This is a genomic window from Pseudoalteromonas sp. SiA1 (assembly GCF_018732205.1).
In the GTDB taxonomy this organism is placed as follows: Bacteria; Pseudomonadota; Gammaproteobacteria; order Enterobacterales; family Alteromonadaceae; genus Pseudoalteromonas; species Pseudoalteromonas tetraodonis.
Genome location: NZ_CP076084.1, coordinates 903431 through 927225, shown reverse-complemented (window position 1 = coordinate 927225; position 23795 = coordinate 903431). Strand labels below are relative to the sequence as shown.

At 40.4% G+C, this 23795-nt stretch carries 26 protein-coding genes; 7 read left to right on the top strand and 19 right to left on the bottom strand.

Translation table 11 applies throughout. The features are described 5' to 3' along the window. Positions 1 to 4 precede the first annotated feature (4 nt). The gene (locus KK487_RS04265; protein ID WP_013464358.1) at positions 5 to 1972 is read left to right on the top strand and encodes a phytase; all 1968 of its coding nucleotides are present in this window, start codon (positions 5 to 7) and stop codon (positions 1970 to 1972) included. A gap of 135 nt (positions 1973 to 2107) precedes the next feature. Then, positions 2108 to 2785: a hypothetical protein gene (locus KK487_RS04260; RefSeq protein WP_013464357.1), complete on the top strand. Its 678-nt coding sequence runs from the start codon at positions 2108 to 2110 to the stop codon at positions 2783 to 2785. 95 nt (positions 2786 to 2880) lie between these two features. Here the strand turns inward: KK487_RS04260 and cyoE are convergent, their stop codons facing one another. The 17 genes from cyoE to KK487_RS04175 form a co-directional block, all read right to left on the bottom strand. Beyond that, positions 2881 to 3765, bottom strand: coding sequence for a heme o synthase (gene cyoE / locus KK487_RS04255; protein ID WP_013464356.1), 885 nt, complete (start codon positions 3763 to 3765; stop codon positions 2881 to 2883). A 9-nt stretch (positions 3766 to 3774) separates the two neighbouring features. Further along, entirely contained in the window at positions 3775 to 4131 is a 357-nt protein-coding gene (cyoD, locus tag KK487_RS04250; RefSeq protein ID WP_013464355.1) for a cytochrome o ubiquinol oxidase subunit IV, read from the bottom strand. Further along, positions 4131 to 4763, bottom strand: a complete 633-nt coding sequence (gene cyoC / locus KK487_RS04245; protein ID WP_008111916.1) for a cytochrome o ubiquinol oxidase subunit III — start codon at positions 4761 to 4763, stop codon at positions 4131 to 4133. Before cyoC ends, cyoD begins: the two co-directional genes overlap by 1 nt. After that, the gene (gene cyoB / locus KK487_RS04240) at positions 4760 to 6748 is read right to left on the bottom strand and encodes a cytochrome o ubiquinol oxidase subunit I (protein ID WP_024601893.1); all 1989 of its coding nucleotides are present in this window, start codon (positions 6746 to 6748) and stop codon (positions 4760 to 4762) included. The genes cyoC and cyoB overlap by 4 nt, the downstream gene beginning before the upstream one ends. 2 nt (positions 6749 to 6750) lie before the next feature. Further along, the gene (gene cyoA / locus KK487_RS04235; protein WP_013464352.1) at positions 6751 to 7704 is read right to left on the bottom strand and encodes a ubiquinol oxidase subunit II; all 954 of its coding nucleotides are present in this window, start codon (positions 7702 to 7704) and stop codon (positions 6751 to 6753) included. Positions 7705 to 8030: 326 nt separating this feature from the next. Further along, positions 8031 to 8459, bottom strand: coding sequence for a hypothetical protein (locus tag KK487_RS04230; protein WP_013464351.1), 429 nt, complete (start codon positions 8457 to 8459; stop codon positions 8031 to 8033). Positions 8460 to 8783: 324 nt separating this feature from the next. Further along, positions 8784 to 8996 carry a (Na+)-NQR maturation NqrM gene (gene nqrM / locus KK487_RS04225; RefSeq protein ID WP_010391098.1) on the bottom strand — a complete coding sequence of 71 codons (213 nt, stop codon included), beginning with the start codon at positions 8994 to 8996 and terminating at the stop codon, positions 8784 to 8786. A 97-nt stretch (positions 8997 to 9093) separates the two neighbouring features. Further along, positions 9094 to 10119, bottom strand: a complete 1026-nt coding sequence (locus KK487_RS04220; RefSeq protein ID WP_215521990.1) for an FAD:protein FMN transferase — start codon at positions 10117 to 10119, stop codon at positions 9094 to 9096. A 140-nt stretch (positions 10120 to 10259) separates the two neighbouring features. After that, entirely contained in the window at positions 10260 to 11483 is a 1224-nt protein-coding gene (gene nqrF / locus KK487_RS04215; RefSeq protein WP_013464349.1) for an NADH:ubiquinone reductase (Na(+)-transporting) subunit F, read from the bottom strand. 17 nt (positions 11484 to 11500) lie between these two features. Continuing rightward, entirely contained in the window at positions 11501 to 12109 is a 609-nt protein-coding gene (gene nqrE / locus KK487_RS04210) for an NADH:ubiquinone reductase (Na(+)-transporting) subunit E (protein ID WP_006791490.1), read from the bottom strand. Positions 12110 to 12119: 10 nt separating this feature from the next. Further along, the gene (locus tag KK487_RS04205) at positions 12120 to 12752 is read right to left on the bottom strand and encodes an NADH:ubiquinone reductase (Na(+)-transporting) subunit D (RefSeq protein WP_006791491.1); all 633 of its coding nucleotides are present in this window, start codon (positions 12750 to 12752) and stop codon (positions 12120 to 12122) included. Next, entirely contained in the window at positions 12752 to 13501 is a 750-nt protein-coding gene (locus tag KK487_RS04200; protein ID WP_024601889.1) for a Na(+)-translocating NADH-quinone reductase subunit C, read from the bottom strand. The genes KK487_RS04205 and KK487_RS04200 overlap by 1 nt, the downstream gene beginning before the upstream one ends. Next, complete coding sequence (locus KK487_RS04195) at positions 13494 to 14699, bottom strand: NADH:ubiquinone reductase (Na(+)-transporting) subunit B (protein WP_008111893.1); 1206 nt, start codon at positions 14697 to 14699, stop codon at positions 13494 to 13496. Before KK487_RS04195 ends, KK487_RS04200 begins: the two co-directional genes overlap by 8 nt. A gap of 1 nt (position 14700) precedes the next feature. Continuing rightward, positions 14701 to 16044, bottom strand: coding sequence for a Na(+)-translocating NADH-quinone reductase subunit A (locus KK487_RS04190; RefSeq protein ID WP_215521989.1), 1344 nt, complete (start codon positions 16042 to 16044; stop codon positions 14701 to 14703). A 355-nt stretch (positions 16045 to 16399) separates the two neighbouring features. Continuing rightward, positions 16400 to 17593: an enoyl-ACP reductase FabV gene (gene fabV / locus KK487_RS04185; protein WP_024601887.1), complete on the bottom strand. Its 1194-nt coding sequence runs from the start codon at positions 17591 to 17593 to the stop codon at positions 16400 to 16402. A 109-nt stretch (positions 17594 to 17702) separates the two neighbouring features. Beyond that, positions 17703 to 18014: a BolA family protein gene (locus tag KK487_RS04180; protein WP_013464345.1), complete on the bottom strand. Its 312-nt coding sequence runs from the start codon at positions 18012 to 18014 to the stop codon at positions 17703 to 17705. 69 nt (positions 18015 to 18083) lie between these two features. Continuing rightward, complete coding sequence (locus KK487_RS04175; protein WP_013464344.1) at positions 18084 to 18683, bottom strand: alpha-ketoglutarate-dependent dioxygenase AlkB family protein; 600 nt, start codon at positions 18681 to 18683, stop codon at positions 18084 to 18086. Positions 18684 to 18726: 43 nt separating this feature from the next. On the opposite strand from KK487_RS04175, the gene KK487_RS04170 reads away from it, so the two are divergent. Genes KK487_RS04170 through KK487_RS04155 form a run of 4 tightly spaced genes read left to right on the top strand, consistent with a single transcriptional unit; the run spans position 18727 to position 22492 of the window. Continuing rightward, on the top strand, positions 18727 to 19875 hold the full coding sequence (locus KK487_RS04170; RefSeq protein ID WP_013464343.1) for a methyltransferase: 1149 nt from the start codon (positions 18727 to 18729) through the stop codon (positions 19873 to 19875). Continuing rightward, positions 19876 to 20436 carry a YajG family lipoprotein gene (locus KK487_RS04165; protein WP_013464342.1) on the top strand — a complete coding sequence of 187 codons (561 nt, stop codon included), beginning with the start codon at positions 19876 to 19878 and terminating at the stop codon, positions 20434 to 20436. It abuts the gene before it with no gap. Between the two features lie 2 nt (positions 20437 to 20438). After that, positions 20439 to 21059, top strand: coding sequence for a peptidylprolyl isomerase (locus tag KK487_RS04160; RefSeq protein WP_013464341.1), 621 nt, complete (start codon positions 20439 to 20441; stop codon positions 21057 to 21059). 53 nt (positions 21060 to 21112) lie between these two features. Further along, positions 21113 to 22492 carry an AmpG family muropeptide MFS transporter gene (locus KK487_RS04155; RefSeq protein WP_013464340.1) on the top strand — a complete coding sequence of 460 codons (1380 nt, stop codon included), beginning with the start codon at positions 21113 to 21115 and terminating at the stop codon, positions 22490 to 22492. Positions 22493 to 22560: 68 nt separating this feature from the next. Here KK487_RS04155 and KK487_RS04150 read toward each other — a convergent pair whose 3' ends face one another. Continuing rightward, a complete protein-coding gene (locus KK487_RS04150) occupies positions 22561 to 22797 on the bottom strand; it encodes a helix-turn-helix domain-containing protein (RefSeq protein WP_013464339.1) in 237 nt (78 codons plus the stop codon). A gap of 360 nt (positions 22798 to 23157) precedes the next feature. Between KK487_RS04150 and KK487_RS04145 the strand changes: the two genes are divergently transcribed. Then, on the top strand, positions 23158 to 23346 hold the full coding sequence (locus tag KK487_RS04145; RefSeq protein WP_013464338.1) for a hypothetical protein: 189 nt from the start codon (positions 23158 to 23160) through the stop codon (positions 23344 to 23346). A gap of 58 nt (positions 23347 to 23404) precedes the next feature. On the opposite strand, the gene erpA is transcribed toward KK487_RS04145, so the two are convergent. After that, positions 23405 to 23743 carry an iron-sulfur cluster insertion protein ErpA gene (gene erpA / locus KK487_RS04140; RefSeq protein WP_002958911.1) on the bottom strand — a complete coding sequence of 113 codons (339 nt, stop codon included), beginning with the start codon at positions 23741 to 23743 and terminating at the stop codon, positions 23405 to 23407. Positions 23744 to 23795 lie beyond the last annotated feature (52 nt).

The window sequence follows — 23795 nt, the reverse complement described above, 5'->3', positions numbered from 1 at the left end:
AATAATGAACTTTAAACTAAATACAATTTCAGCTGTGCTTGGCAGTGCACTTCTATTGACTACTATAAGCGGCTGTACACGTAATAACGATACGCAAAATAATGCAGCAGTTACAAAACCATATATTGAAAAAACAGACATTGAAACCAAATTATTCGGCCCACAACAAAACATGCAAGGCTCACAAGCTGCATCGCTAGGTAATAATCAATGGCTAATAGCGAGCGAAAGCCAAGGCTTATTACTTGCCGATAACGAGAAAGACAGTGTGCTGCTCGCCGGTAACTTTGAGTCAATTTCACTGAAAAAAATAGCAGCGCAGCAATTTTTATTGGCAACTCTAGATAACAACCAAGATAATGTGGTTATTTTTAAGCTTATAAAAAATGGCCAAACTTGGCAGCTAAATGAACTCACTCGTATTAGTCCACCTCAAGCCCAGCCCGATGCCGTATGTTTATTTAAAAACAGCAATAACAAAACTGTATCAGCATTTGTGCCAGATGTTCGCGGCTTGATCAGCGAAACGGTTATTTATGATTTAGCCACTAACCAAGCTAAAAATATCGCAGTACGTGAGTTCTCTGCAGTCACAGAGGCTTCAGGTTGTGCAGTAAATGACGACACAAAAACCCTGTATGTGGGTGAGGCAGAGCTCGGAGTGTGGGCCATTAACGCGGATGCAGAATCTGATGCCAATAAGCAGCCTGTGGCTTTAGTACAACCCTACGGCGAATTAAACAGTGAAATTGGGGCCCTATCGGTATCACAAGACGGTACATTATGGCTGAGTGCCACTGATGGTAATAAGGTTTATGCTTACCAAGCTCAAACAGATAAGCTAAGCCAATGGTCACTGGCAGGTGAGCACACAATAGAGTCTGTTGCAGCGAGCTTTATCAATGACAGTCAAGCCCAGCTGGTATTAATTGATGATGAAACAGGCGCTTACATTCAAGCAAACGTTGACTACACAGCGCAAACAGCGACTTCACAAAACAATGTCGCGATGACTCACCTTCATGCCAGCGCACAAACTACACCGGTTGCTGCGTTTGGTGATGCAGCAGATGATCCGGCTATTTGGATTAATGAGCAAGACGCTAAAAAAAGCTTAATTTTAGGCACAGATAAACGCCGCGGCTTGATGGTTTATGATCTTGCTGGCAGCAAAGTACAATCGCTTAATGTTGGGCGTTTAAATAATGTTGATGTGCGCCAACATCAAGGTATAAACAACCAGACCCATACGTGGATCACTGCCAGTAACCGTACTCTTAATAGCATTAGCGTATTTACTGTAGATGGCGATAACCAAGTAAACCATGTGACAGAAATAGCCACTAACCTACCTGAGATTTACGGTATGTGTATGTATTCCTCTGAGTCTGGCCATTACGTGTTTGTTAATGATAAATCAGGTTTATTTCAGCAGTATAAACTCACCGGTGAGCAAAGTAATTTAAGTGGTGAACTGGTTAGAGAGTTTACTCTACCAAGCCAACCTGAAGGCTGTAGCGCTGATGATAATCTAGGCCAACTATTTGCAGGTGAAGAAGATGCAGGCATTTGGTATATCGGTGCAGAGCCTACCGCTGGTAACAAAGCAGTAAAGCTACAAAGTGTTAATGAGCAACTGGTGGCAGATGTTGAAGGTATGGAGATTTATCATGCTAATGATGCTCGCTATTTAGTAGTATCAAGCCAAGGCGATAATAGCTATGTGCTTTATAAAATCTCAGATGACAAAGAGCCTAGTCTAAGCTTTGCAGGTAAGTTTAATGTAATTGCAAACCTAGATAAAGGCATTGATGGCGTAGGTGAAACTGACGGTTTAACCGTTACAGCAACGGCTTTGCCAGGTTACCCTGAAGGCATGCTTATAGTACAAGATGGCTACAATCGCATGCCCCTACAACCACAAAACTTTAAAATTATTGACTGGCGCGAAGTGAAAAAAGCAATTAGATAATAGCTAACCCTAAATGTACTGATACACACTAAAGCTTTAGTGTGTATCACGTTTAAGCTTTACTAAAATATAACTAAAGATAATTATGTATAAATGTATACTACACTTTATATCTATAAATTAATTGAGGTTATTATGCGGCTACCCTACTTCGTATATTTATTTATCAGCATTATATTTTGTACCAGCTCGCTTGCTAATGCCGAAGAGCCACCAGAACTTCCGCCATTAAACCCCAAATATGAAGCAGAGCATGCCATGGTGTTGGTTAATAAAGGTTCAAGTGTATACGCGATTAACATTCCAAGCTTTGAGCTTCCTTATGATGTACATGTTATGTACAAGGTAGATGTATCTGATATTCCATTTTTAGATTTAGTACGTGACGCTGAGTTAGTTACCGTAAAATCAAAGCCGTTTAATATTCAACGCTTAATGCGAGGCGAAGAAGTCGCGATTACCGCAGATGTGTATCTTGGAGATTTTAGACAAGGAGGTAGCTTAGTTTACAGTGATAAATTAATAGAGCTTAGCGAGCAGTTATTTACTCGTGAGCTAACTGATTTAAGCCCAGCCTCAAAATGGCAACAGTACGATATGGTTACGCTAAAAAATAACGAGCGTATTTATATTCACCAAATAACTCAGCCACCAAGCTATCATCATATAATGTTTGTTGATTTAAGTGGTGCCTGTTTACAAAAGTTTCGCACCTCAACTGAAGTGCCCTCTGCTGGTGAGCTCAATTATAAATTTATAAATTGTGGCACATTGAAACCGATGTTTTATGATGCTGAAAGCTTAAGTAAATAATTTAGCCTTGTTTTAGGGACGAAAAAAGGCTCCTCGCAATGCTCAGAGCCTTTGGTTAACTTTGGGAATTAACTCGGTTCATTGATCGTTTAAGATCAGTTTAGCGCAACTAATTGTGGCGCAATTGTTTGATAATCTACAGCCATGGCAATACTCAAAGCGGTAATATTAATAATAGAAAACGCAAACACTTGGCGTGCCCAACGGGTGGTGTCTATGTTGTAGCGATACCCTCTAAGTGCCATGAGTAACCACCAAAAACTAGTGATACAAGCAACGGCCATAAAGGCAGCACCGGTATAACCACTAATTGGCAATAGCATCACCACTAAAGCATATACTGCAATATAAAGCACAATATGGCGCTTAGCTTTGTTAACACCTTGCGCCACGGGTAATACTGGAATATTAGCGGCTTGGTAATCCTTAAAGCGAAAAATAGCAATCGCATATGAGTGCGGCATTTGCCACAAACTAAACATCACCAACAGTATTAATGCACCCATATCGAACACACCCGTAACGGCGCAATAGCCAACAACAGGTGGAACTGCGCCCGACAGACTACCTATAAAGGTGCCGTAAACAGAGTTGCGTTTCATGTAGAGGCTGTACACCCCTACATAAATGACATAGCCAAAGGCGGCAAAAAATACCGCCACTTGCGTGGTAAAGGCGATTAATAAGCCAAAGCCAATTAGCCCTAATAACACGCCATGGCTTAAAGCGGCTTTTGCAGACATTTCGCCCGTTACAGTTACACGTGAGCGAGTACGTGCCATAGCAACATCAATGTCTCTATCAATAACATTGTTTATGGCACATCCCGATGCAACAACAAGCGATAAACCAACCAAGGTAACCAACATTAACCATGGGTCTATATCACCGCGGGCGGCAAGTAAAAAACCACCGGCAACGCTGATCAAATTCCCCATAATAATACCTGGCTTAGTAACAGCTAAATAACGACGAAACATCTGAAACCTCTAATACATCATCATTGCGTTTGATTCATAAATGATCCAAACAGACAGTCCAACCACCATGACGATGATCAACGCGCTAAACAAGAAGGTAAAGGTATTCGCTTTGCCTTCATCGGTGGTGAAATTAAGGTGTAAAAAGTATTTTAAATGCACCCAAATTTGCACGATTGCAAAAGTAACGATACTCCAAAGCGTGGTGACTTTTGAAAAATCGCCCTCCATCACCATCCAAAATGGAATGGCCGTTAAAATCACTGACAAGACAAAACCAATAAGATAGGTTTTTACACTGCCGTGTGACTGATCATGATGTTGGCTTTGCATTTGCGCTAAAGCATGCGTTTCGCTATGGCTCATTACATTGCTCCCATTAAATAAACAACAGTAAATACACAAATCCACACAATATCTAAAAAGTGCCAAAATAAGCTTAAGCAACTTAGGCGCGTGACGGTTTGTTTACCTAAACCGCGCTTGATCACTTCTATCATCATTATGCTCATCCAGATAAGGCCTGCAGTTACATGTAAACCATGCAAACCCACTAATGAGAAAAACGATGTTAAAAAAGCACTTTGCTGTGGGCCATTGCCATGAACAATTAAATGATGGAACTCATAAATTTCCATGCCAATAAACACCGCGCCTAAACAAAAAGTGACCGCGAGCCAACCAAGCGTCAGCGCCTTTTTTTGCCCTTGAGCGGCAATCATGGCAAAACCAAAAGTGATACTACTAATAAGTAGCGCCGCAGTTTCTACGGCAACAAAATCAAGCTCAAAAATATCTTTGCCCGATACACCACCTGCGGTGTTCATATAAAGCACTGCGTAGGTTGCAAAAAATGAGGCAAATAAAAGGCAATCGGTCATTAAATAAAGCCAAAAGCCAAAGATTGTATCGCCAGAGGTATCGTGATGCTCATGCGTATGACTTACGCTATGAGGCTCTAAATTTACATGGCCTTGAGTTGCAGATAACGTACTCATGCGCTTACCTCCTTCGTATTACTGGCAATATGCGCGCCTTCTATTTGTAATATTTCATCGTTTTGCACGTAGTAATCTACATCGCTGGTGTAAGCACGGTTAATAAACAGCGCAATCGCGCCAATAAAACCAAGCCCTGCTAGCCACCAAATATGCCAGATCATGGCAAAACAAAACGCCGTTAAACTCGCAGCAATAAGCACACCCGATGCGGTATTTTTTGGCATATGAATTGGGCTATAGCTAGATTTACCTTGATAAGCTAGGCCTTTTTCTTTCATATCAGTCCATGTATCAATATCATCAACATGCGGGATTTCAGCAAAGTTATAATATTGTGGTGGTGATGACGTTGACCATTCAAGGGTATGACCGTTCCAAGGATCGCCGGTGGTATCATCAAGCGCTTCGCGGTTTTTAAAGCTCACATAAAGCTGAATAACTTGGCAAATAATACCGAACATAATAATCACGGCGCCCACTGCAGCAATATAAAGCCAGATATTCCAATCAGGATTATTAGAGTGATTTAAGCGACGAGTCATGCCTAAAAAGCCGAGTACGTACAATGGCATAAAGGCTACGAAGAAACCGATTAACCAACACCAAAATGATGCTTTACCCCAACGCTCATCAAGCTTAAAGCCCATTGCTTTGGGGAACCAAAAAACAAAACCAGCTAAGTAACCAAAGACTGCGCCACCAATAATGGTGTTATGAAAATGAGCGATTAAAAATAAGCTGTTATGCAATACATAATCGGCACCAGGGATTGCTAGTAATACCCCCGTCATACCACCAATACTGAAGGTAACCATAAAACCAAGCGTCCACAGTACGGGCACAGTAATGCGCAAGCGACCACGGTAAATAGTAAACAACCAACTAAATAACTTAACCCCAGTAGGCACAGCTATGACCATGGTCATTACCCCAAAGAAGGCATTTACATTGGCACTTGAACCCATAGTAAAGAAGTGGTGTAACCACACAATAAAGCCAAGAATAGAAATGGCACCGCTGGCATACACCATCGATTTATAACCAAATAAACGTTTACCAGTGAAGGTCGACACTATTTCAGAGAAGATACCAAAAGCTGGTAATACTAAAATGTATACCTCTGGGTGACCCCATGCCCAAAACAGGTTGATATACATCATGGCGTTTCCGCCGGCTTCATTAGTGAAGAAGTGGAAATCTAAATAACGGTCTAGCGTTAGCATGGCAAGCACTGCGGTTAAAATTGGAAATGATGCCGCAATTAAGATATTTGCCCACGTACATGCCCATGTGAAAATTGGCATTTTCATCAGTGTCATACCAGGGGCACGCATTTTAAATACTGTCACTAGGAAGTTAACAGCGGTTAATAGCGTACCGAGCCCCGATATTTGTAAGGCCCAAATATAATAATCGACCCCCACCCCAGGGCTAAAGGTCAACTCCGACAACGGTGGGTAAGCAACCCAGCCTGTTTTAGCAAATTCACCAAATATAAGTGATAAATTTATTAAAATGGCGCCACTGGCAGTAAACCAAAAACTTAAATTATTTAAAAATGGAAAAGCCACATCACGGGCACCAATTTGCAGTGGTACAACAATATTCATTAAACCAATCATAAATGGCATCGCCATAAAGATGATCATAATAACGCCATGAGCGGTGAATATTTGGTCGTAATGCTCTGGCGGCAGATAGCCTGGCGCGCCACTGGTAGCAAGCGCTAACTGCGCACGCATCATAATGGCATCAGAAAAACCACGAAACAGCATGATTAGTGCTAATAAAATGTACATAACGCCTAAGCGTTTATGATCAACCGAGGTGATCCAGTCACGCCAAAGCACACCCCATTTTTTATATTTTGTTATTAGCCCAGCTATAATAAGCCCGACAACAGCAATCACCGCCATGGTAACCATGATAATAGGTTCATGAAACGGAATTGCATCTATAGATAATTTACCTAAAAACGACATGATTATTCCTCGCCCTGGCTGTGTGATGATGGCATTGAATGATTACCCATTGCTTGATGCTCATTACTCATCTGCTGATGTTTACCCATGACATGATGTTTTTTATTCATATCGCCATGCGCCTGCATGTATTTCATCACTATGGTATGAAATAAACCGTCATCAACCTTGCCATAGTAAGCGACTGGGTTGTTCTCACTTGCTTTTGCAAGCTCAACATAATTGGCATGAGTAAGGTTATTAGCGTTAGTTTTTACCTGTTCAACCCACTGGTTGAAGTCAGCTTTGGTTGGCGTTGCGATGGCATTAAATTTCATACCAGTAAAACCCGCGCCACTGTAATTAGCCGAAAAGCCTTTAAACGTGCCTGGCTCATTAGCAATTAAATGCAGCTTAGTTTCCATACCCGCCATTGAGTAGATTTGACTACCTAACTGAGGGATGAAAAACGAGTTCATGGTGCTTTCTGACGTGATTTTGTATTCAACCGGAACATTGGCTGGAAATACCAATTCATTCACCGTGGCAATACCTTGTTCAGGGTAAATAAATAACCATTTCCAATTAAGTGACACCACTTCAACAGTAAGATGTTCACCTTTACCCTCTATCGGTTTATAGGGGTCAAGCTCTTGCGTTGACTGCCAGGTGATCACACCTAAAATAACAACAATAACAATTGGAACCGCCCATACAACAGCCTCAATCTTATTAGAGTGAGCCCATTTTGGTGCGTAAATTTCATGGTTTTGTGTGTCTCTGTATTTCCAAGCAAAATATAAAGTCATCACAATAACGGGGATCACAACTAACAACATAAGCACAGTGGCGATGATGATCAGATTTTTCTCATCAATACCTATCTGCCCTTTTGGGTCGAGTACCCCGCCATTACAGCCTGATAAGATCAGCGCCATACTAGCTAAAGCAATATTAAAAAGGTTACGAATTAACAAGGGACTATCCTAAAACCTAAAGAGTTTTTATTAGCTGCCAAAAATATTTAGCAACGATATTTGATAAAAACCCAAGTTAATTAAGATTGAATTACAATAATGCAGAGCGAATGCAAGCGTAAAGTATTGACCACTGGCTTAATAAAACCACCTAGCAGAACCAACCCAGCTTTTTTAAACACATTAATATAACGCAATAAAAATTAACTTGGGTGAGGTATGGTTGGCTGAGAGTGTGTAAAAACACTAAGCTACAATGAAAGTAATCGTTATTTACAGCAAGAATAAATAATTAGATACCACAGGTGTAACCTATACCCATAAAATTAATGGGTAAACAGACAACCTGTAAAGCTAGGTGGAGCACGACAACCATGCGCAGCTTGCACTGGTTGCTGAACTTTAGCCTCGCTAAAAGCAAAGGCTGCTTTACGGAGGATTATCCCAGCACGACGCGCTGGAAACATGTGGAACAATAGCCAACAAAGGCCAATAAGTAACTGACACGATAAGATGGGATGAGCTAAAAATTCGGCAATTGTCAGTAATAATGGCTCTATAAAAAAGCCATCACTGACCAATGCTTCAAGCCTAAAGGCATCCTCAATAGCGCCACTAAGCAACATAACGACATTAAAAACTAATAATGTTACAGCCACACTCACGCCCTTTTTCGCTTTTTTAAAGCGCTCATGCAACACTGACTTACCTAAGGTAAGCAAAGCGCTGGTATGAAACAAAGAAAGTGAGTTCAAAAACATTAACCTATTAAAATGACTAATAACAAAATTCGGTGTACACCGTGGCAACAAAAAAGGTTGCAGCCGTAAAGCCTTATACAGTGACATGAAATACAGTCTCAACGCATTAGCACTATTTTGCCAAGCTAGTTTTGATCCGCATCAATAGAACTTTCAAAACTTACTGAAAGTTCGGGCATGAGTATAACAAAGAGAATTTTCTGTTCAAGATAAAAACACGATTATTTTATCGGCTGGTGATTTATTTATGCCGATATAAATAAAAAACCTCCCGTAGTGAGCTACGAGAGGTTTTTTGTTTAAACAGGGATACCCTATTTAAAGAATTTGGTTTTCTTTCCATACTTGCTCTTTGGCTAGACGCTTTTTGCGTTTATCACATGGATCATCGCAATCACATGCTTTATCAATACCTACAGAGCCTAGGCCTCCGCAGCTACTCGCCATCGATTTTCTTTGTACTATCATGCCTATCGCCATTGCAGCGACAATTAAAATAAGTAAGCCAAAGGTTAGAAAAAAAAGTGACATTGCTTAGCCCCTATTGTTCAGCAATAAAATGAGCCCAAACATCATATCTGAGCTCATTGCATTATATACCCTCATGATAAGGATATAAACCTAAAGACTATAAATAAGGCTTAAACGCAGGGCTTGAATAGGTGACTAACCCCTGTGCCGATTTCGCAATTAAATACACAGGTAAATCATGCTGCTCAGCATAGCGTTGTGCCTTTTCCATGCCCATTACCGTTAAAGCAGTCGCTAAACCGTCCGCCGTCATTGCACTTGGGTGTAAAACAGTAACAGAGACTAAGTCGTGCTTAATCGGCATGCCTGACATTGGATCAATGAGATGCGTATAAGTTTCGCCATCCATAGTATAAAATATTCTATAATCGCCTGAGGTGGCAATGCCATTATTACCCGGTGTTAATACGCGGTGTACTTTGCGCTCGCCCGGATTTGCATCAGGTTGTTCGATTGCTATTCGCCATGCTTGATTGTCTGGTTTTGTACCAGCAATACGCAGTTCTCCACCAATTTCAACCATGTAATCTGTAATGCCTTTACTTTGTAATAGCTCAGCAACTTTATCAATACCATAGCCTTTTGCGGTAGCCGAAAACGACAGCTCTAAATCAGCAACTGTTTTAGCTAACCCTTGCTCATTAAGGACCAGCTTATCTATACCAATGTTACTGACCATATTTGCCAGTGCTTCATCCGTTGGGCGCTTTGTTGGTTTTTTATCAGGACCAAACCCCCATAAATCAATTAGCGGTCCCATAGTCACATCGAGTGTTTTAGTTGAATCACCAATTCGTATAGATTCTGCAATAACCGCTCTAAAATCATCACTAATTGGCATTACTTGATTAGCACCTAAACGGTTAAAGGTGTTTATTTCTGAATCTTCAATATAGGTCGACATAGACTGGTTAATATCAACTAAAACCGCATCTATTTCTGCTTGTACTGCTTGAGGGTCCACTTGTTCAGCGTAAAACTTGATGTGGTAAGTTGTCCCCATCGTTTTACCTTCAAGGTAAGCTTCTTCGTTGTGTTGTGAATTGCCACAACCGGTAATAAGTAACGTGGATATGATTAAAAATAAGGCTGCCACGCCTTTAACTGTACTTAATCGATTCATAATAGCCTACTTATAAAGGTTAAATAGAGTATCAACTAAAATCAGCGGTAAAGCCAAACTCAATCAGTTGATATAAAAAAGCCTCATAACACTTAGTGCTATGAGGCTGGTATTTTAACTAAATTTATTTAGTTTGGGTATTAGCCACCGAAATCATCTAATAAGATGTTTTCTTCTTCTACGCCTAAATCTTTAAGCATAGAGATAACTGCCGCATTCATCATTGGAGGACCACACATGTAGAACTCACAATCTTCAGGCGCTTCGTGGTCTTTAAGATAGTTCTCAAATAACACGTTGTGGATAAAGCCAGTGTAGCCTTCCCAGTTATCTTCTGGTTGCGGATCTGAAAGCGCTGTATGCCAAACGAAGTTATCGTTTTGCTCAGCTAGGCCGTCAAAATCTTCAACATAAAACATTTCACGCTTAGAACGTGCACCATACCAGAAACTAATTTTACGCTTAGAGTTTAAACGCTTAAGTTGGTCAAAGATATGTGAACGCATTGGTGCCATACCTGCACCACCACCTACGAATACCATTTCAGCGTCTGTGTCTTTAGCGAAGAACTCACCAAATGGACCAGAAATAGTTACTTTATCACCTTCTTTCAGTGACCAAATGTACGATGACATTTTACCACATGGTAGGCTTAGGTTTCTTGGCGGCGGCGTAGCGATACGCACGTTAAGCATAATAATGCCTTCTTCTTCTGGGTAGTTAGCCATTGAGTAAGCACGAATTGTTTCTTCGTCTACTTTTGACTCCAGGTCGAAGAAACCAAAATGGTTCCAATCGCCACGATACTCTTCAGGAATATCGAAATCAGCGTATTTAACATGGTGAGCTGGCGCTTCGATTTGGATGTAACCACCCGCACGGAACGGCACTGACTCGCCATCTGGAATTTGTAGCTTAAGTTCTTTGATGAACGTTGCTTTGTTATCGTTAGAGATAACTTCACAATCCCATTTTTTAACACCGAAAATTGACTCTTCAAGTTCAATTTCCATGTCATTTTTAACATTAACCTGACACGCTAAACGACAACCTTCACGTGCTTCACCTTTAGAGATGTGGTCAAGTTCAGTTGGCAGAATATCACCTCCACCTTCTTTAATGTGAACGCGACACTGACCACAAGAGCCACCGCCACCACATGCAGAAGATACGAAAATACCTGACTCAGATAGTGCACCTAATAGCTTACTACCTGCTGATGTTTTAATGGCTTTGTCTGGATCGCCATTAATACCGATGATGATGTCACCGCTTGCAACTAGCTTAGATTTAGCACCAATGATGATTAAAACTAGTATTACAACGATAGCGATAAAAACACCAACGCCTAAGAAAATATCCATGATTGACCTCGCTATTATTACAGTGAAATACCAGAGAATGACATAAAGCCAAGACCCATCAAGCCAACAGTGATAAAGGTAATACCTAGACCACGTAAACCATCTGGTACGTCTGAATACTTCATTTTCTCACGGATACCTGCAAGTAATGTAATTGCAAGCGCCCAACCCACACCAGCGCCAATACCATAAACAACAGACTCGCCGAAGTTATAGTTACGCTCAACCATGAAGGCTACCGCACCAAAAATTGCACAGTTAACTGTGATTAGTGGTAGGAAAATACCTAATGCGTTGTACAGCGGTGGGAAGAACTTATCTAATGCCATTTCAAGAATTTGCACCAGTGCAGCAATAACACCAATGAAAGTTAAGAAACGTAAAAAGCTAAGATCCGCTTCTGGGTAACCAAGCCACTCAAGTGAACCTGGTGCTAATACCGCATGGTAAACCAAGTTATTAACCGGTACTGAAATACCTAATACAACAATAACCGCTACCCCTAGGCCAATTGATGTAGTTACTTTTTTAGACACTGCTAAGAAAGTACACATACCTAGGAAGAATGCTAACGCTAAGTTTTCAATAAAAACGGCTTTTACAAATAAACTAATATAATGTTCCACTTATCGCCCCTTACGCTTTAGCTTCTACTTGGTCTTTCTTATAAGTACGAAGTACCCAAATGAATAAACCAATGATGAAGAATGCACTCGGTGGTAAGATCAATAGACCCATAGGTTGGTACCAACCACCATTTTGTACTAATGGAATAATATCAACACCGAACAGTGAACCTTTACCGAATAACTCACGAATAAAGCCAACAGTAAGAAGCACTACAGAGTAACCTAAACCATTACCAATACCATCAAGGAAAGACATTAATGGCGGCGACTTCATTGCATAAGCTTCAGCACGACCCATTACGATACAGTTAGTAATGATTAGACCAACGAATACTGATAACTCTTTTGCCGTAGCGTAAGAGAAAGCTTGTAGTACTTGGTCAACCACGATTACCAATGATGCAATAATCGTCATCTGTACGATGATACGTACTGATGATGGGATATGGTTACGAATAGTCGAGATAAAAAGGCTAGAGAATGCAGTTACCAAGGTCAATGCGATTGACATGATTAATGCATTTTTTAAGCTAGACGTTACCGCTAGCGCAGAACAAATACCAAGTACTTGTAATGCGATTGGGTTGTTAGCGAAAACTGGACCGAATAGGACCGCCTTCATTTCTTTAGTATCAGCCATTAGTTCAATGCTCCTTTACGTACTTTCGCAAGGAAAGGGCCAAAGCCATTTTCGCCAGTCCAAAAATCAACTGCATGGTCAACACCGTTAGACGTTAATGTAGCACCTGAAAGACCGTCGATCTTATGCTCATCACCGGCTGCAGTCCCTTTAACGATTTGGATTGGTAACTCTTTACCTTCCCACGTTGCAGTCCACTGTGGGTTTTGAATTTCACCACCTAAACCAGGTGTTTCGTTATGTTTGTAGAAAATAATGTCTTTAATAGTTTCGCCATCGCTTTCAAGCGAGATAAAACCGTACATTAAACCCCATAAACCATAACCCTGAATAGGAAGGATGATTGCATCAGTAGAGCCATCGTCTTTTTTAGAGATGTAAACAGGCGCACGCTTGGTAATACGTTGAATACCGGCGATGTCCTTAATGCCATTCTCTTTTAAAGATTTACTTAAATCAGCATCGTATTTGCTTTTTTCAAAGTCGAAATCTTCTACCGGCTCAGCAAACTCACCACTTTGCATATCAACAAAGCGGGTTTCGATTTTAGCTTCAAACGTTTCTGCAACGTTATCAACTTTGCCAATACCAGCAGCAGCTAAGATATTGCTTTGAATATCTTTTGCTTTATTTGCTTTTTGCAGAGGGCGAAGTTGCACAGACGTTAGCGACACAATAACTGCACACACTAAACATAATGAGACAACAACAGCTAGCGTTTTGCCAATTGATTCGTTATTACTAGACATTACGTGCCAACCTCCGCTTGATATTAGCTTGCACTACAAAGTGATCGAATAAAGGTGCAAACAAGTTAGCAAACAAGATTGCTAGCATGATGCCTTCTGGGTATGCAGGGTTAACAACACGGATCATGATAACCATAAAGCCAATAAGCGCACCGTATGCTAATTTACCTTTATCAGTAAATGCAGCAGATACAGGGTCAGTTGCCATAAAGAACATACCGAATGCAAAACCACCTAATACCATATGCCAGTACCAAGGCATAGCAAACATAGCATTGGTTTCAGAACCAATAGTATTTAGTATTGATGAGGTTACTACCATACCTAGGAATACACCTAGCACGATACGCCAAGACGCGATACGTACATAAATTAGGAACAAACCACCAATAAGCACTGCTAGTGTAGACGTTTCGCCCATAGAACCTTGAATGAATCCGTAAAACGCATTCCACCAAAGCTCAATATCAGTCGCGTAATTTAACGTACCAGCAAACGCTTGACCAAGCATAGTCGCGCCAGAGAATGAATCTACGGCAGTCCATACTGTGTCACCTGAAATTTGTGCAGGGTATGCGAAGAATAAAAACGCACGACCAGCAAGCGCAGGGTTTAAGAAGTTACGACCTGTACCACCAAATATTTCTTTTGCGATAACTACACCAAAAGTAATACCTAGCGCAACTTGCCATAAAGGAATCGTTGCAGGCAGGATTAATGCAAATAATACAGAGGTTACGAAGAAACCTTCATTTACTTCATGCTTACGCACAGAAGCAAACAATACTTCCCAAAAACCACCGACAATAAAGGTTGTTGCATAAATAGGTAGGAAGAAACATGCTCCGTAGAACATTTTTGCGCCCCAACCAGCATCAACGGTTAACTCACCGCCTAATAACTGGAATAAACCTACTTGCCAAATGTTAGCTAGTTCAAAACCATTACCAAGCGCGATTGCCGCTTGATGACCAATATTGAACATACCAAAGAACATGGCAGGGAACGTCGCCATCCACACTAAAATCATCATGCGTTTTAGGTCGATGTTATCACGAACGTGAGTTGAACCTTTGTTTACGTAACCTGGCGTGTAAAAAATAGTCGCAGCGGCTTCATACAGCGCGTACCATTTCTCATGCTTACCACCTGGTTCAAAATGCGGTTCGATATCTTCTAAGAAAGTTTTTAAGCCCATTTTAGCCTTCCTTCTCGATCGTAGTTAAGCAATCGCGTAGGGCTGCGCCGTACTCGTATTTGCCAGGACAAACGAAGGTGCATAACGCTAAATCTTCTTCATCTAATTCAAGCGCACCTAATGAAATTGCACTGTCTAAATCACGAGACAATAAGTCACGTAATAAAAGTGTTGGCAAAATATCAAGTGGCATAACACGCTCATAGCTTCCAAGTGGAACCATGGCACGTTTTGAACCGCCTGTAGACGTTGTCATTTTAAATAAACGACTCGGTGTAAGGTGAGACAAGAATGTACGCGTTACAGAGAATTTATCACTACCTGGTGCAATCCAGCCAAACAATTCTTTTTCGCGACCTTCAAGTAATACAGACACTTGAACATGGTAACGACCTAAGAATGCATGAACACCAGACGACGTAGCACCTGCAAGTACAGAACCAGAAATAACACGGTTATCACCGTCTTCTAATTCACCTGCAACTAAGTCATCAAGTGAAGCACCTAATTGTGTTTTCACTAAACGAGGATTCTTAACACGCGGACCTGCAAGCGAAATCACACGGTCTGTGTAAATTTCACCAGTAAGGAAAAGGTGACCATACGCAATAACGTCTTGGTAACCAATGTGCCAAACTTGCTTACTAGCAGATACTGGGTCAAGGTGATGGATATGAGTGCCAACAAGGCCAGCCGGATGCACGCCACCAAACTCATGTACTTCTACTTGAGCAATAGGTGAACTAGGAACTTGACTACCTGCTTGCTTACAAACAAATACTTTGCCATCGGTTAAACGTGACACAACAGCCAAACCTGCTTCAAACGCTTTCGCATTTTCAGCAATAATTACTGCAGGATCTGCAGCAAGTGGATTGGTATCGATAGCTGTCACAAAAATAGAGCTCGGATTTGCATCCAACGCTGCCACTTTACTAAATGGACGAGCACGAAGTGCTACCCATTGACCCGATTGAACTAGTACTTCTTTAGCTTTTTCACGGTCTAAGCTGTTAAGCTCAGTTTCCGAGAAAGAACCAAAGGTGATTTGCTCACTGCCGTTTACTTCAATAACAACAGATTGCAGAACACGTTTAGCACCGCGATTAATTTCTTTTACTGTACCAGAAGCTGGTGCAGTAAATAATACGCCTGGGTTCTTTTTATCTTCAAAAAGTACCTGGCCTTTTTTGACTTGGTCATCCACACGAACATGCATGGTTGGACGCATACCGATAAACTCTTCACCTAGCACAGCTACACGTTTGACGGCAGAACCATCATGAATAACTTGCTGAGGTGCGCCCTCTAAGGGTAAATCCAGACCTTTTTTTATATTGATCATACGCACTTGCACTACATTAACGGAAAGAAACTGAAAAATCGTACTAACCACGCCGCTATTTGTATTATTGCAAGCTATATAAAATGACTCGCTATAAATACCAAACAAGCAGCGCAGTAAAACTCCTCACATATTGCTTTGATTTTAACATTATTGTGGCTGACTATGCGAGTGTATTTATGAAAATTATACGAGAGAAACGTTTATTTAGTTTTGTAATTAACAATTAATAAAATACAAGCTAGACCAAAGTGGTAAATTAGCCAACAATTAGCAAATATTTTTTCAAATCAAAGCTAAAAAACAAAAAAGCCGCACAAGGCGACTTTTTCAAAAATGCGCTATCAGCGACAAGTTAGTCAATCATATTGGCAATAGGTGCAACAGGATTTACATCTTGTTCATAATCAACCGCGTCAATACCAAAACCAAACAAGCGTAAAAATTCATTATGGTAACCAATATAATCGGTTAACTCATCAATTGAGTTTGTATCTACACTATCCCAAATGGCTTGAACGCGAGATTGAACGTCATCTTCCAGTTCTTTATAGTTTTGGAATAAATGCCCGCCCTCGTCAAAGCGAGGTGAATCACCGTATAAGTTCTCACTAAATAGCGCATGAATTTGCTCAATTGTGCCCTCGTAAGTGCCATCAGCCTTCATCACTTTAAATAAGGCAGAAATATAAAGTGGCATGATTGGAATTGCAGAGCTTGCTTGAGTAACAACCGCATTAAGCGATGAAACGTAGGCTTCACCATTTAAATCTTGGGTAGCAGCTTTAATAGCAGCAGTGGCACGGTCTAAATCTTCTTTGGCTTTTCCAATTGTTGCATGACCGTAAATTGGCCACGTTAGTTCTTTACCAATATAAGTGTAAGCCGTGGTTTTAAAGTTATCTGCTAATACATCCGCTTCTTTAAGTGCGTCAATCCACATTTCCCAATCTTCGCCACCCATTACTTTAATGGTGTTGTCGATATCGTCTTGGTTTGCCGCTTCAACAGTTACTTCATCAATTTCACGCTTTGACGTATTTAAGTTTTTAGTGGTTACCGCATTACCAATTGGCTTAAGCGTTGAAGAAAACACTTCGCCGGTATTTGGATCAGTACGACGTGGTGATGCTAAGCTGTAAATAATACAGTCAACTTTACCTAATTCAGCTTTAATGGTGTCGATTGTTTTTTGTTTAATTTCGTTAGAAAACGCATCACCATTAATATTTTTTGACCATAAACCTTCAGCTTCAGCGGCTGCTTGAAACGCCGCCGTATTATACCAACCCGCAGAGCCTGTTTTACGCTCAGTGCCTTCTTTTTCAAAGAACACACCTAATGTTTTAGCGCCACCACCAAATGCAGCGGTAATGCGAGACGCTAGGCCATAACCTGTAGACGCACCAATAACTAATACGTTTTTAGGTGCATTTTTTAATGCCCCTTGCTGCTTAACATAATTAATTTGTTCTTGTACATGCTCTGCACAGCCTACTGGGTGTGCATTGGTGCAGATAAATCCGCGAATTTTAGGCTTAATGACCATTGATCATCCTATATCTTTTACAATAAAAATTAGCGCTAGTTTAAAGGCTAAAACAAAAAAAACTGATCTGATCAGTTACTCACTGCTCAAACCAATCCACTATTACCTGTTATCCAATTTTTGAGCCGCCCATGCAATTAGGTGACTGCGGCGCTTCGCCGTCGTGCTCTGTAAATTCCTCAGGAGTATAAGTGTGCATCGCAAGCGCATGAATATGATTTGCTAACTCATCTTTTAAAATTTCGTTAATTTCACGATGACGCTGCAATAATCGCTTACCAGCAAATTCCTCACTGACTACAATCACTTTAAAGTGTGATTCAGTGCCTGCACTGTGCATATGGCTTTCGTTGATCACATTTAAATGCTTGCACGCAATCGCATCGGCTAGCTTGTTACGTATTTGTTCTTGCATTGACATAAAAACCATCCTCAAAATTCAGTTATGTGCTTACTATAACAACTGCGGCTATACCATGGCTAATGCTATTTAACTGAAACTATTATTAATATAGCGAAACGTTAAACTTATTCGAGGGTGTTTAAGCGTAGTTTGTTTTGGTAACGCATGTTGGTAATTTTGTTGGCTTTGGCCGCTCATTATTAAACAGCTACCACTTTGTAATTTAATGTTAGTAATGCTGTTACTTACTTTGTGTTTAAGTTTAAATAATCGCTCTGCGCCAAGCGATACACAGGCTATGGTAGGCTCAGGCCCTAGCTGCGCCTCATCATCGCTATGCCAGCCCATACTATCGTGGCCATCTCGATAATAATTAACCAAAATTGAATTAAACGGTTGCTGTAGGTGATTTTCTAATCGTGTTCGCATAGCAAGTAATACGTCTGGCCAAGGCTCTAAATCGAGTTTATGCCCAGAATAGCCGTACTCAAGATTCTCTTCGCTGATAAAACATTGCAGCCTTGGTATTGGCCCCGTTTTGCCAAACACCGTGATATTTGGTTGTTGCCAATTTAAGTTTTGCTGCAAATAATAAAATAAATCGAGGCTTTTTTGCGCACTAAGCACCCTACTTTGATAAGAAAAGCCATTTGGTAACAGTTGGGGGTTGGCGTTTGGCGGTTGCATGTTAGAATTTACCTATCATTTGATTACCGATCATTAAACTATTATGACTACGCAAGCTACGCTCGGCGATAACACCTTTACTCTTGAACGCTTTCCTTTGGATCAAAAAAACCGCAGCTTACAAGCGTGGGATTCAGCAGACGAATACCTCATTGACTATGTTAATGAACACTACCCTGATTGTCGCTCTTTACTGATCTTAAACGACAGCTTTGGTGCACTTAGCTGTTACTTTAGCAAGCAACAATTAACAGTTTGTTCAGTAAACGACTCTTATATTAGCCATCAGGCGGCGGCTTATAACTTAGCGCAAAACAAAATCGCAACAACTGCGTTTAGCCAGCTTGATAGTTTATCGGCTTTGCCCGAACAAGTAGACCTAGTGTTGGTAAAAGTACCACGCACGTTGGCTTTTTTACAGTATCAGCTATCTGAATTAAGCGAAGTACTGGCGCCCGGTACACCGGTTATTGGTGCTGCAAAAACTAAAGACGTGCATAACTCTACGATTAAAGCATTTGAAGATTTTATTGGTGAGACGAAAACAAGCCTCGCAGTAAAAAAATCGCGTTTAATTATTAGCCAAGCCGCTGGCGGTTATAAAGGTGCAGATTTCCCAGTGAGCTGGCCGCTCGAAGGCACTGATTTTACAATAAGTAATCATGCCAATGTGTTTTCACGTGATTCACTTGATATTGGCGCGCGTTTCTTTTTTAATTATTTGCCACAAACAAATAAAGCCAAAAATATTATTGATTTAGGCTGTGGCAATGGCGTAGTTGGTTTAATGACATTAGCGCGCTGTCCTAATGCCCATATTAGCTTTGTTGATGAGTCGTATATGGCGGTTGAATCAGCTCGACTCAACATTGAGCTCAACATGGAAGACAAGTTTGAACAATGTACCTTTATAGAGAATGATTGTTTAACTGACTTTGAACGTGAAAGCGCTGATATTGTATTGTGTAATCCGCCATTTCACCAAGCACAAGCGGTTACCGACCACATAGCATGGCAAATGTTCAAGCAAGCAAAAGACACATTAAAAGAAGGTGGCGAGCTGCGTATTATTGGTAACCGCCATCTAGATTACCACGACAAACTAAACCGTATGTTTGGTAACTGTACTTTATTAGGCTCTAATAAAAAGTTTGTGGTACTCAGCGCAACTAAAAATAGTGGGACGTTATAAATGAAACTCTTAAAAGCATTATTGAGCTGTTGTACATTAGTGGTTTTTTCGGGGTGTGCCAATCAGCCTAATCAGCTTATTCTCAACCCTGTGTATAAAAGTGGTCAAATAAGCTCAATAAACAGCAGCTTAAACACCAGCGTGATTGATTTACGTGGTGACAGTGCAACCTTAAAGCTAATTGAATCGAGCAAAACCAAAACCATTGCCAGTACGGGTATTACTGAATCGGTTAAAAGTGCGCTAGACAGTGCACTGAGTCGCAATGGCGCTAGCATTTCTAATTTAGCGCAATTGCGTTTTGAGTTAGATATTCACACGCTGCAAGCGGTAGTTACAGAAACGCTAATGAGCCATACCAGTGAAGCCAAGATTGAATTTGAAGTGCGGGTGATTCGCCCGACCAGTAATTTTAGTAAACGCTACAGCGGTAATGCTAATTTATCTGGCCCGCTTGGTCACGATAGGGCAAAAGTTGAAGGTCAGCTCAATAAGTTGACTGAGCAGTTAATTACCCGCATTGTATCTGACCCAGAATTAATTGCATTTTTAGAAGGTTAACAATGAAGCAACTTTTTTTAATCTGCGTAAGCTTATTATTTAGCGTTAGTAGCTTAGCGGCTCAAGAGGGTCGTTTTGTGCAAAAAGATAACATTTTTCCTCGGGTAGAAATTGTGACATCGTTGGGCAGCATTGTGGTTGAATTAGACCGCTCAAGAGCTCCTATTACGGTCAATAATTTTTTAACGTACGTGTCGGATAAAAGCTATCAAGGCAGTGTGTTTCATCGTGTAGAACGCGACGTAGAAAATGATCGTGACTTTGTAATTCAAGGCGGTGGTTATGATAAAGATTACGATGGTCTACATGAAAACGACCCTATTTTTAATGAAAGCGGTAACGGCTTAACAAACGATATGTATAGCATTGCGATGGCTTATCAAGACCGTGAACCACACTCAGGAACGCGTCAGTTCTTTTTTAATATGGATGATAACGATCATTTAAACCCTGGCCGTGATTGGGGATTTGCAGTGTTTGGCAGTGTGATGGAAGGCTATGAAACACTCGATAAAATCATGGCTGTAAAAACCGGATTTAATGACAAAATTGGCTACAACTTTGTACCCGAAAAACCGGTCGTCATATTAAATATTAAGGTGCTTGAGCAAGTTCCTTTATAACTTTTTTAATAAGAGCAGCCTTAGCTGCTCTTTGTATAAGCCAATGAGCCCCTATGAATAGCACACTTTCTGTTAGCGAATACTTTTCTTATTTTAAAGATAAACGTTTGATTAATGTTTTTATATTTGGAATGAGCAGTGGCTTTCCGTGGGTATTAATTGGCTCAGTAATGTCGGCATGGCTTAAAGATGAAGGTTTGAGCCGCAGCATGATTGGCCTATTTGGCATTGTGTTTGGTGCCTACAGCATCAACTTTTTATGGTCACCTTTAATCGACCGCACTAAACTGCCCTTTTTATATAATTGGCTTGGTCAGCGCCGTAGTTGGATACTGTTTTGCCAAAGCTTTATTTTGCTTGGCACATTGCTACTTGCAGGACTTGATTTGAAAGCAAACCTAGCGGTTGCCGCCGCACTTTGCTTGTTAATCGCCATAGCCTCTGCCACGCAAGATATTGCAATTGACGCCTTTCGAATAGACACCCTTAGTGAAAATGAATCTCACAAAGCCACCGCGGCTGCTGCAATGGCCACCTCAGGTTGGTGGACTGGCTATGCTTTATTAGGAGCTGTGCCTTTTTACATGGCTGATATGCCAAATATTGACTGGCCACAGGTGTATTATTTTTTATCCGCGATTATGCTGTTATTAATTAGCTGTGTATTTTGGGCTAAAGAGCCACAATCAAATCGCGAAGCCGTACATGCCGAACTAGAACGTGTTTATCTTGAAAAACTCGCCGCAACTAAACAAACACCACTGACAAAAACGCTTGCATGGCTAGGCGTTACCGTGGTTGATCCGTTTAAAACCTTTTTTGCTAAAAATGGCGTTAAAACCGCGTTGGCGCTGCTGGCGTTTATTTTCTTATTTAAGATTGGTGAAGCATTTTTAGCGCGGATGTCAATTGTATTTTATAAAGAAGTTGGCTTCAGTAATACCCAAATAGCAAATTACTCAAAACTCGGCACGGGGTTAATCACCATTGTATTTGCCTTTTTGGGCAGTATTTTTAACCATAAATATGGCATTGTGAAAGGCTTATTTATTAGTGGCGTAGCCATGGCAGCATCTAACTTAATGTTTTCTTGGATTGCCTTAGCTGGTCCACAAGAGCACTTATATGCAATGGCAATTGTAGTTGATGGCTTTACCCAAGCTTGGTCTTTAGTGGCAATGGTTGCTTTTATATCTATGCTGTGTGACAGAGCATTTAGCGCCACCCATTATGCGCTACTAGCATCATTGGGTAATTTAGGGCGTACGTTATTATCGAGTTACAGCGGCGTGGTTATTGATGATTGGCTAATGGGGAATTGGTCATTGTTCTTTGTATTAACTGCACTTATGGTTTTACCCTCATTAGTGTTTTTATTTCTAATTAGGCACAAGCTATATGCACTAGAGCAAAATTATCATAAAAATACCTAATGCATCCCTGCACTAGTATTGGCTGTAGACGCTAATTTAACTTTACGATTACAGCCAAAAAGAAAGCATTAAGCTTTAATTAAGCTTAATGCTTCATACGGGTCGACTTCTAATGCATTACAATAGCGAACAAACTCAATTACATCTAAACGACGTTCCTGATTTTCAATTTTGCCAATAAAAGAATGTGGCGTACCCAAGATTTGCGCTAAGCTGCGCATGGTGTAGCCTTTTTCATGGCGTTTAGTTTTAAGCCACTTTGTTAATTTTGCATTTTCTTCCGAAGATACGGTTTTACCCATCATATACAACTCCTACTCGTTGTTTAAATATACATATAGCTAAGTGCTTAAATCGCCAACACTGTAAACCTACAAACACTCACTAAAGCGCAGTGTAAACGCTTACAATTCAACCAATAAAAACGCTCAAATATGTATTAACACTTTATTATTGTGAAAAATGAAACCTTGCCCGTTTCACTCTTGGATACATTATATACCATTCACCGTTGATCTGAATGATTAATTAGTAATTATGCGATTAAAGTTTAACAACAAATATTTACTAACTCTGAATAAGGTTAAATATTTTATAACTTTTTTGTTTCATTTAAATATAAGCCGTTTATTATTAACTTATTATTTGTTTAAAAAGGCTAAATCATGTTTAGACTACTTTTTTTACTGCCTATTATTTTATGCTTGGGCTGGTACTTTTTTTTACGCCATTATGCAATTCCAATCAAACAGGGTAAAAAAGGCTTTATCTATATTTTAGCTTTCTCTGCATTCGTACTTGGTTTTTTTGTGTTAATAATGCAAATAACAGAATACAGACCAACTGAGTTATGATTTTAAACACATAAAAAAACCGCTAATTAAGCGGTTTTTTTTTCAAATAACGGTATCTTTACACGCTAAAACTAGCGCCACAGCCACACGTTGTTGTGGCATTAGGGTTAGAGACAAAAAAGCGTGCCCCTTCTAACCCTTCGGTGTAGTCTACTTCACCGTCAACTAAATACTGGATACTCATTGGGTCAATGACTAAGGTAACCCCGTTTTTAACAATCTCTAAATCGCCAGGATTCGCTTTTTCATCAAAAGTAAAACCGTATTGAAAACCTGAACAACCACCGCCTGTGACATAAACACGCAGTTTTAGATCTGGGTTTTCTTCTTCGTCGATTAACTGTTTAACTCGCACAGCGGCTGCGTCGCTAAACTTAATGGGTAATTCTTCAGACATTTTATAACCCTCAATACCTTTATACTAATGCACCAGATTATCTAATACCTGA

Bases quoted from the DNA above. Each gene is read 5' to 3' on its own strand.
- KK487_RS04155 (WP_013464340.1), top strand. From the start codon at position 21,113: ATGAATAGCACACTTTCTGTTAGCGAATACTTTTCTTATTTTAAAGAT.
- cyoB (WP_024601893.1), bottom strand. From the start codon at position 6,748: ATGTCGTTTTTAGGTAAATTATCTATAGATGCAATTCCGTTTCATGAA.
- nqrF (WP_013464349.1), bottom strand. From the start codon at position 11,483: ATGGATATTTTCTTAGGCGTTGGTGTTTTTATCGCTATCGTTGTAATA.
- cyoD (WP_013464355.1), bottom strand. From the start codon at position 4,131: ATGAGCCATAGCGAAACGCATGCTTTAGCGCAAATGCAAAGCCAACAT.
- KK487_RS04260 (WP_013464357.1), top strand. From the start codon at position 2,108: ATGCGGCTACCCTACTTCGTATATTTATTTATCAGCATTATATTTTGT.
- KK487_RS04195 (WP_008111893.1), bottom strand. From the start codon at position 14,699: ATGGGCTTAAAAACTTTCTTAGAAGATATCGAACCGCATTTTGAACCA.
- KK487_RS04175 (WP_013464344.1), bottom strand. From the start codon at position 18,683: ATGCAACCGCCAAACGCCAACCCCCAACTGTTACCAAATGGCTTTTCT.
- KK487_RS04205 (WP_006791491.1), bottom strand. From the start codon at position 12,752: ATGGCTGATACTAAAGAAATGAAGGCGGTCCTATTCGGTCCAGTTTTC.
- cyoE (WP_013464356.1), bottom strand. From the start codon at position 3,765: ATGTTTCGTCGTTATTTAGCTGTTACTAAGCCAGGTATTATTATGGGG.
- fabV (WP_024601887.1), bottom strand. From the start codon at position 17,593: ATGGTCATTAAGCCTAAAATTCGCGGATTTATCTGCACCAATGCACAC.
- KK487_RS04265 (WP_013464358.1), top strand. From the start codon at position 5: ATGAACTTTAAACTAAATACAATTTCAGCTGTGCTTGGCAGTGCACTT.
- KK487_RS04145 (WP_013464338.1), top strand. From the start codon at position 23,158: ATGTTTAGACTACTTTTTTTACTGCCTATTATTTTATGCTTGGGCTGG.
- KK487_RS04165 (WP_013464342.1), top strand. From the start codon at position 19,876: ATGAAACTCTTAAAAGCATTATTGAGCTGTTGTACATTAGTGGTTTTT.
- nqrM (WP_010391098.1), bottom strand. From the start codon at position 8,996: ATGTCACTTTTTTTTCTAACCTTTGGCTTACTTATTTTAATTGTCGCT.
- KK487_RS04190 (WP_215521989.1), bottom strand. From the start codon at position 16,044: ATGATCAATATAAAAAAAGGTCTGGATTTACCCTTAGAGGGCGCACCT.
- cyoC (WP_008111916.1), bottom strand. From the start codon at position 4,763: ATGAGTACGTTATCTGCAACTCAAGGCCATGTAAATTTAGAGCCTCAT.
- KK487_RS04170 (WP_013464343.1), top strand. From the start codon at position 18,727: ATGACTACGCAAGCTACGCTCGGCGATAACACCTTTACTCTTGAACGC.
- KK487_RS04150 (WP_013464339.1), bottom strand. From the start codon at position 22,797: ATGATGGGTAAAACCGTATCTTCGGAAGAAAATGCAAAATTAACAAAG.
- KK487_RS04220 (WP_215521990.1), bottom strand. From the start codon at position 10,119: ATGAATCGATTAAGTACAGTTAAAGGCGTGGCAGCCTTATTTTTAATC.
- KK487_RS04180 (WP_013464345.1), bottom strand. From the start codon at position 18,014: ATGTCAATGCAAGAACAAATACGTAACAAGCTAGCCGATGCGATTGCG.
- KK487_RS04160 (WP_013464341.1), top strand. From the start codon at position 20,439: ATGAAGCAACTTTTTTTAATCTGCGTAAGCTTATTATTTAGCGTTAGT.
- KK487_RS04200 (WP_024601889.1), bottom strand. From the start codon at position 13,501: ATGTCTAGTAATAACGAATCAATTGGCAAAACGCTAGCTGTTGTTGTC.
- erpA (WP_002958911.1), bottom strand. From the start codon at position 23,743: ATGTCTGAAGAATTACCCATTAAGTTTAGCGACGCAGCCGCTGTGCGA.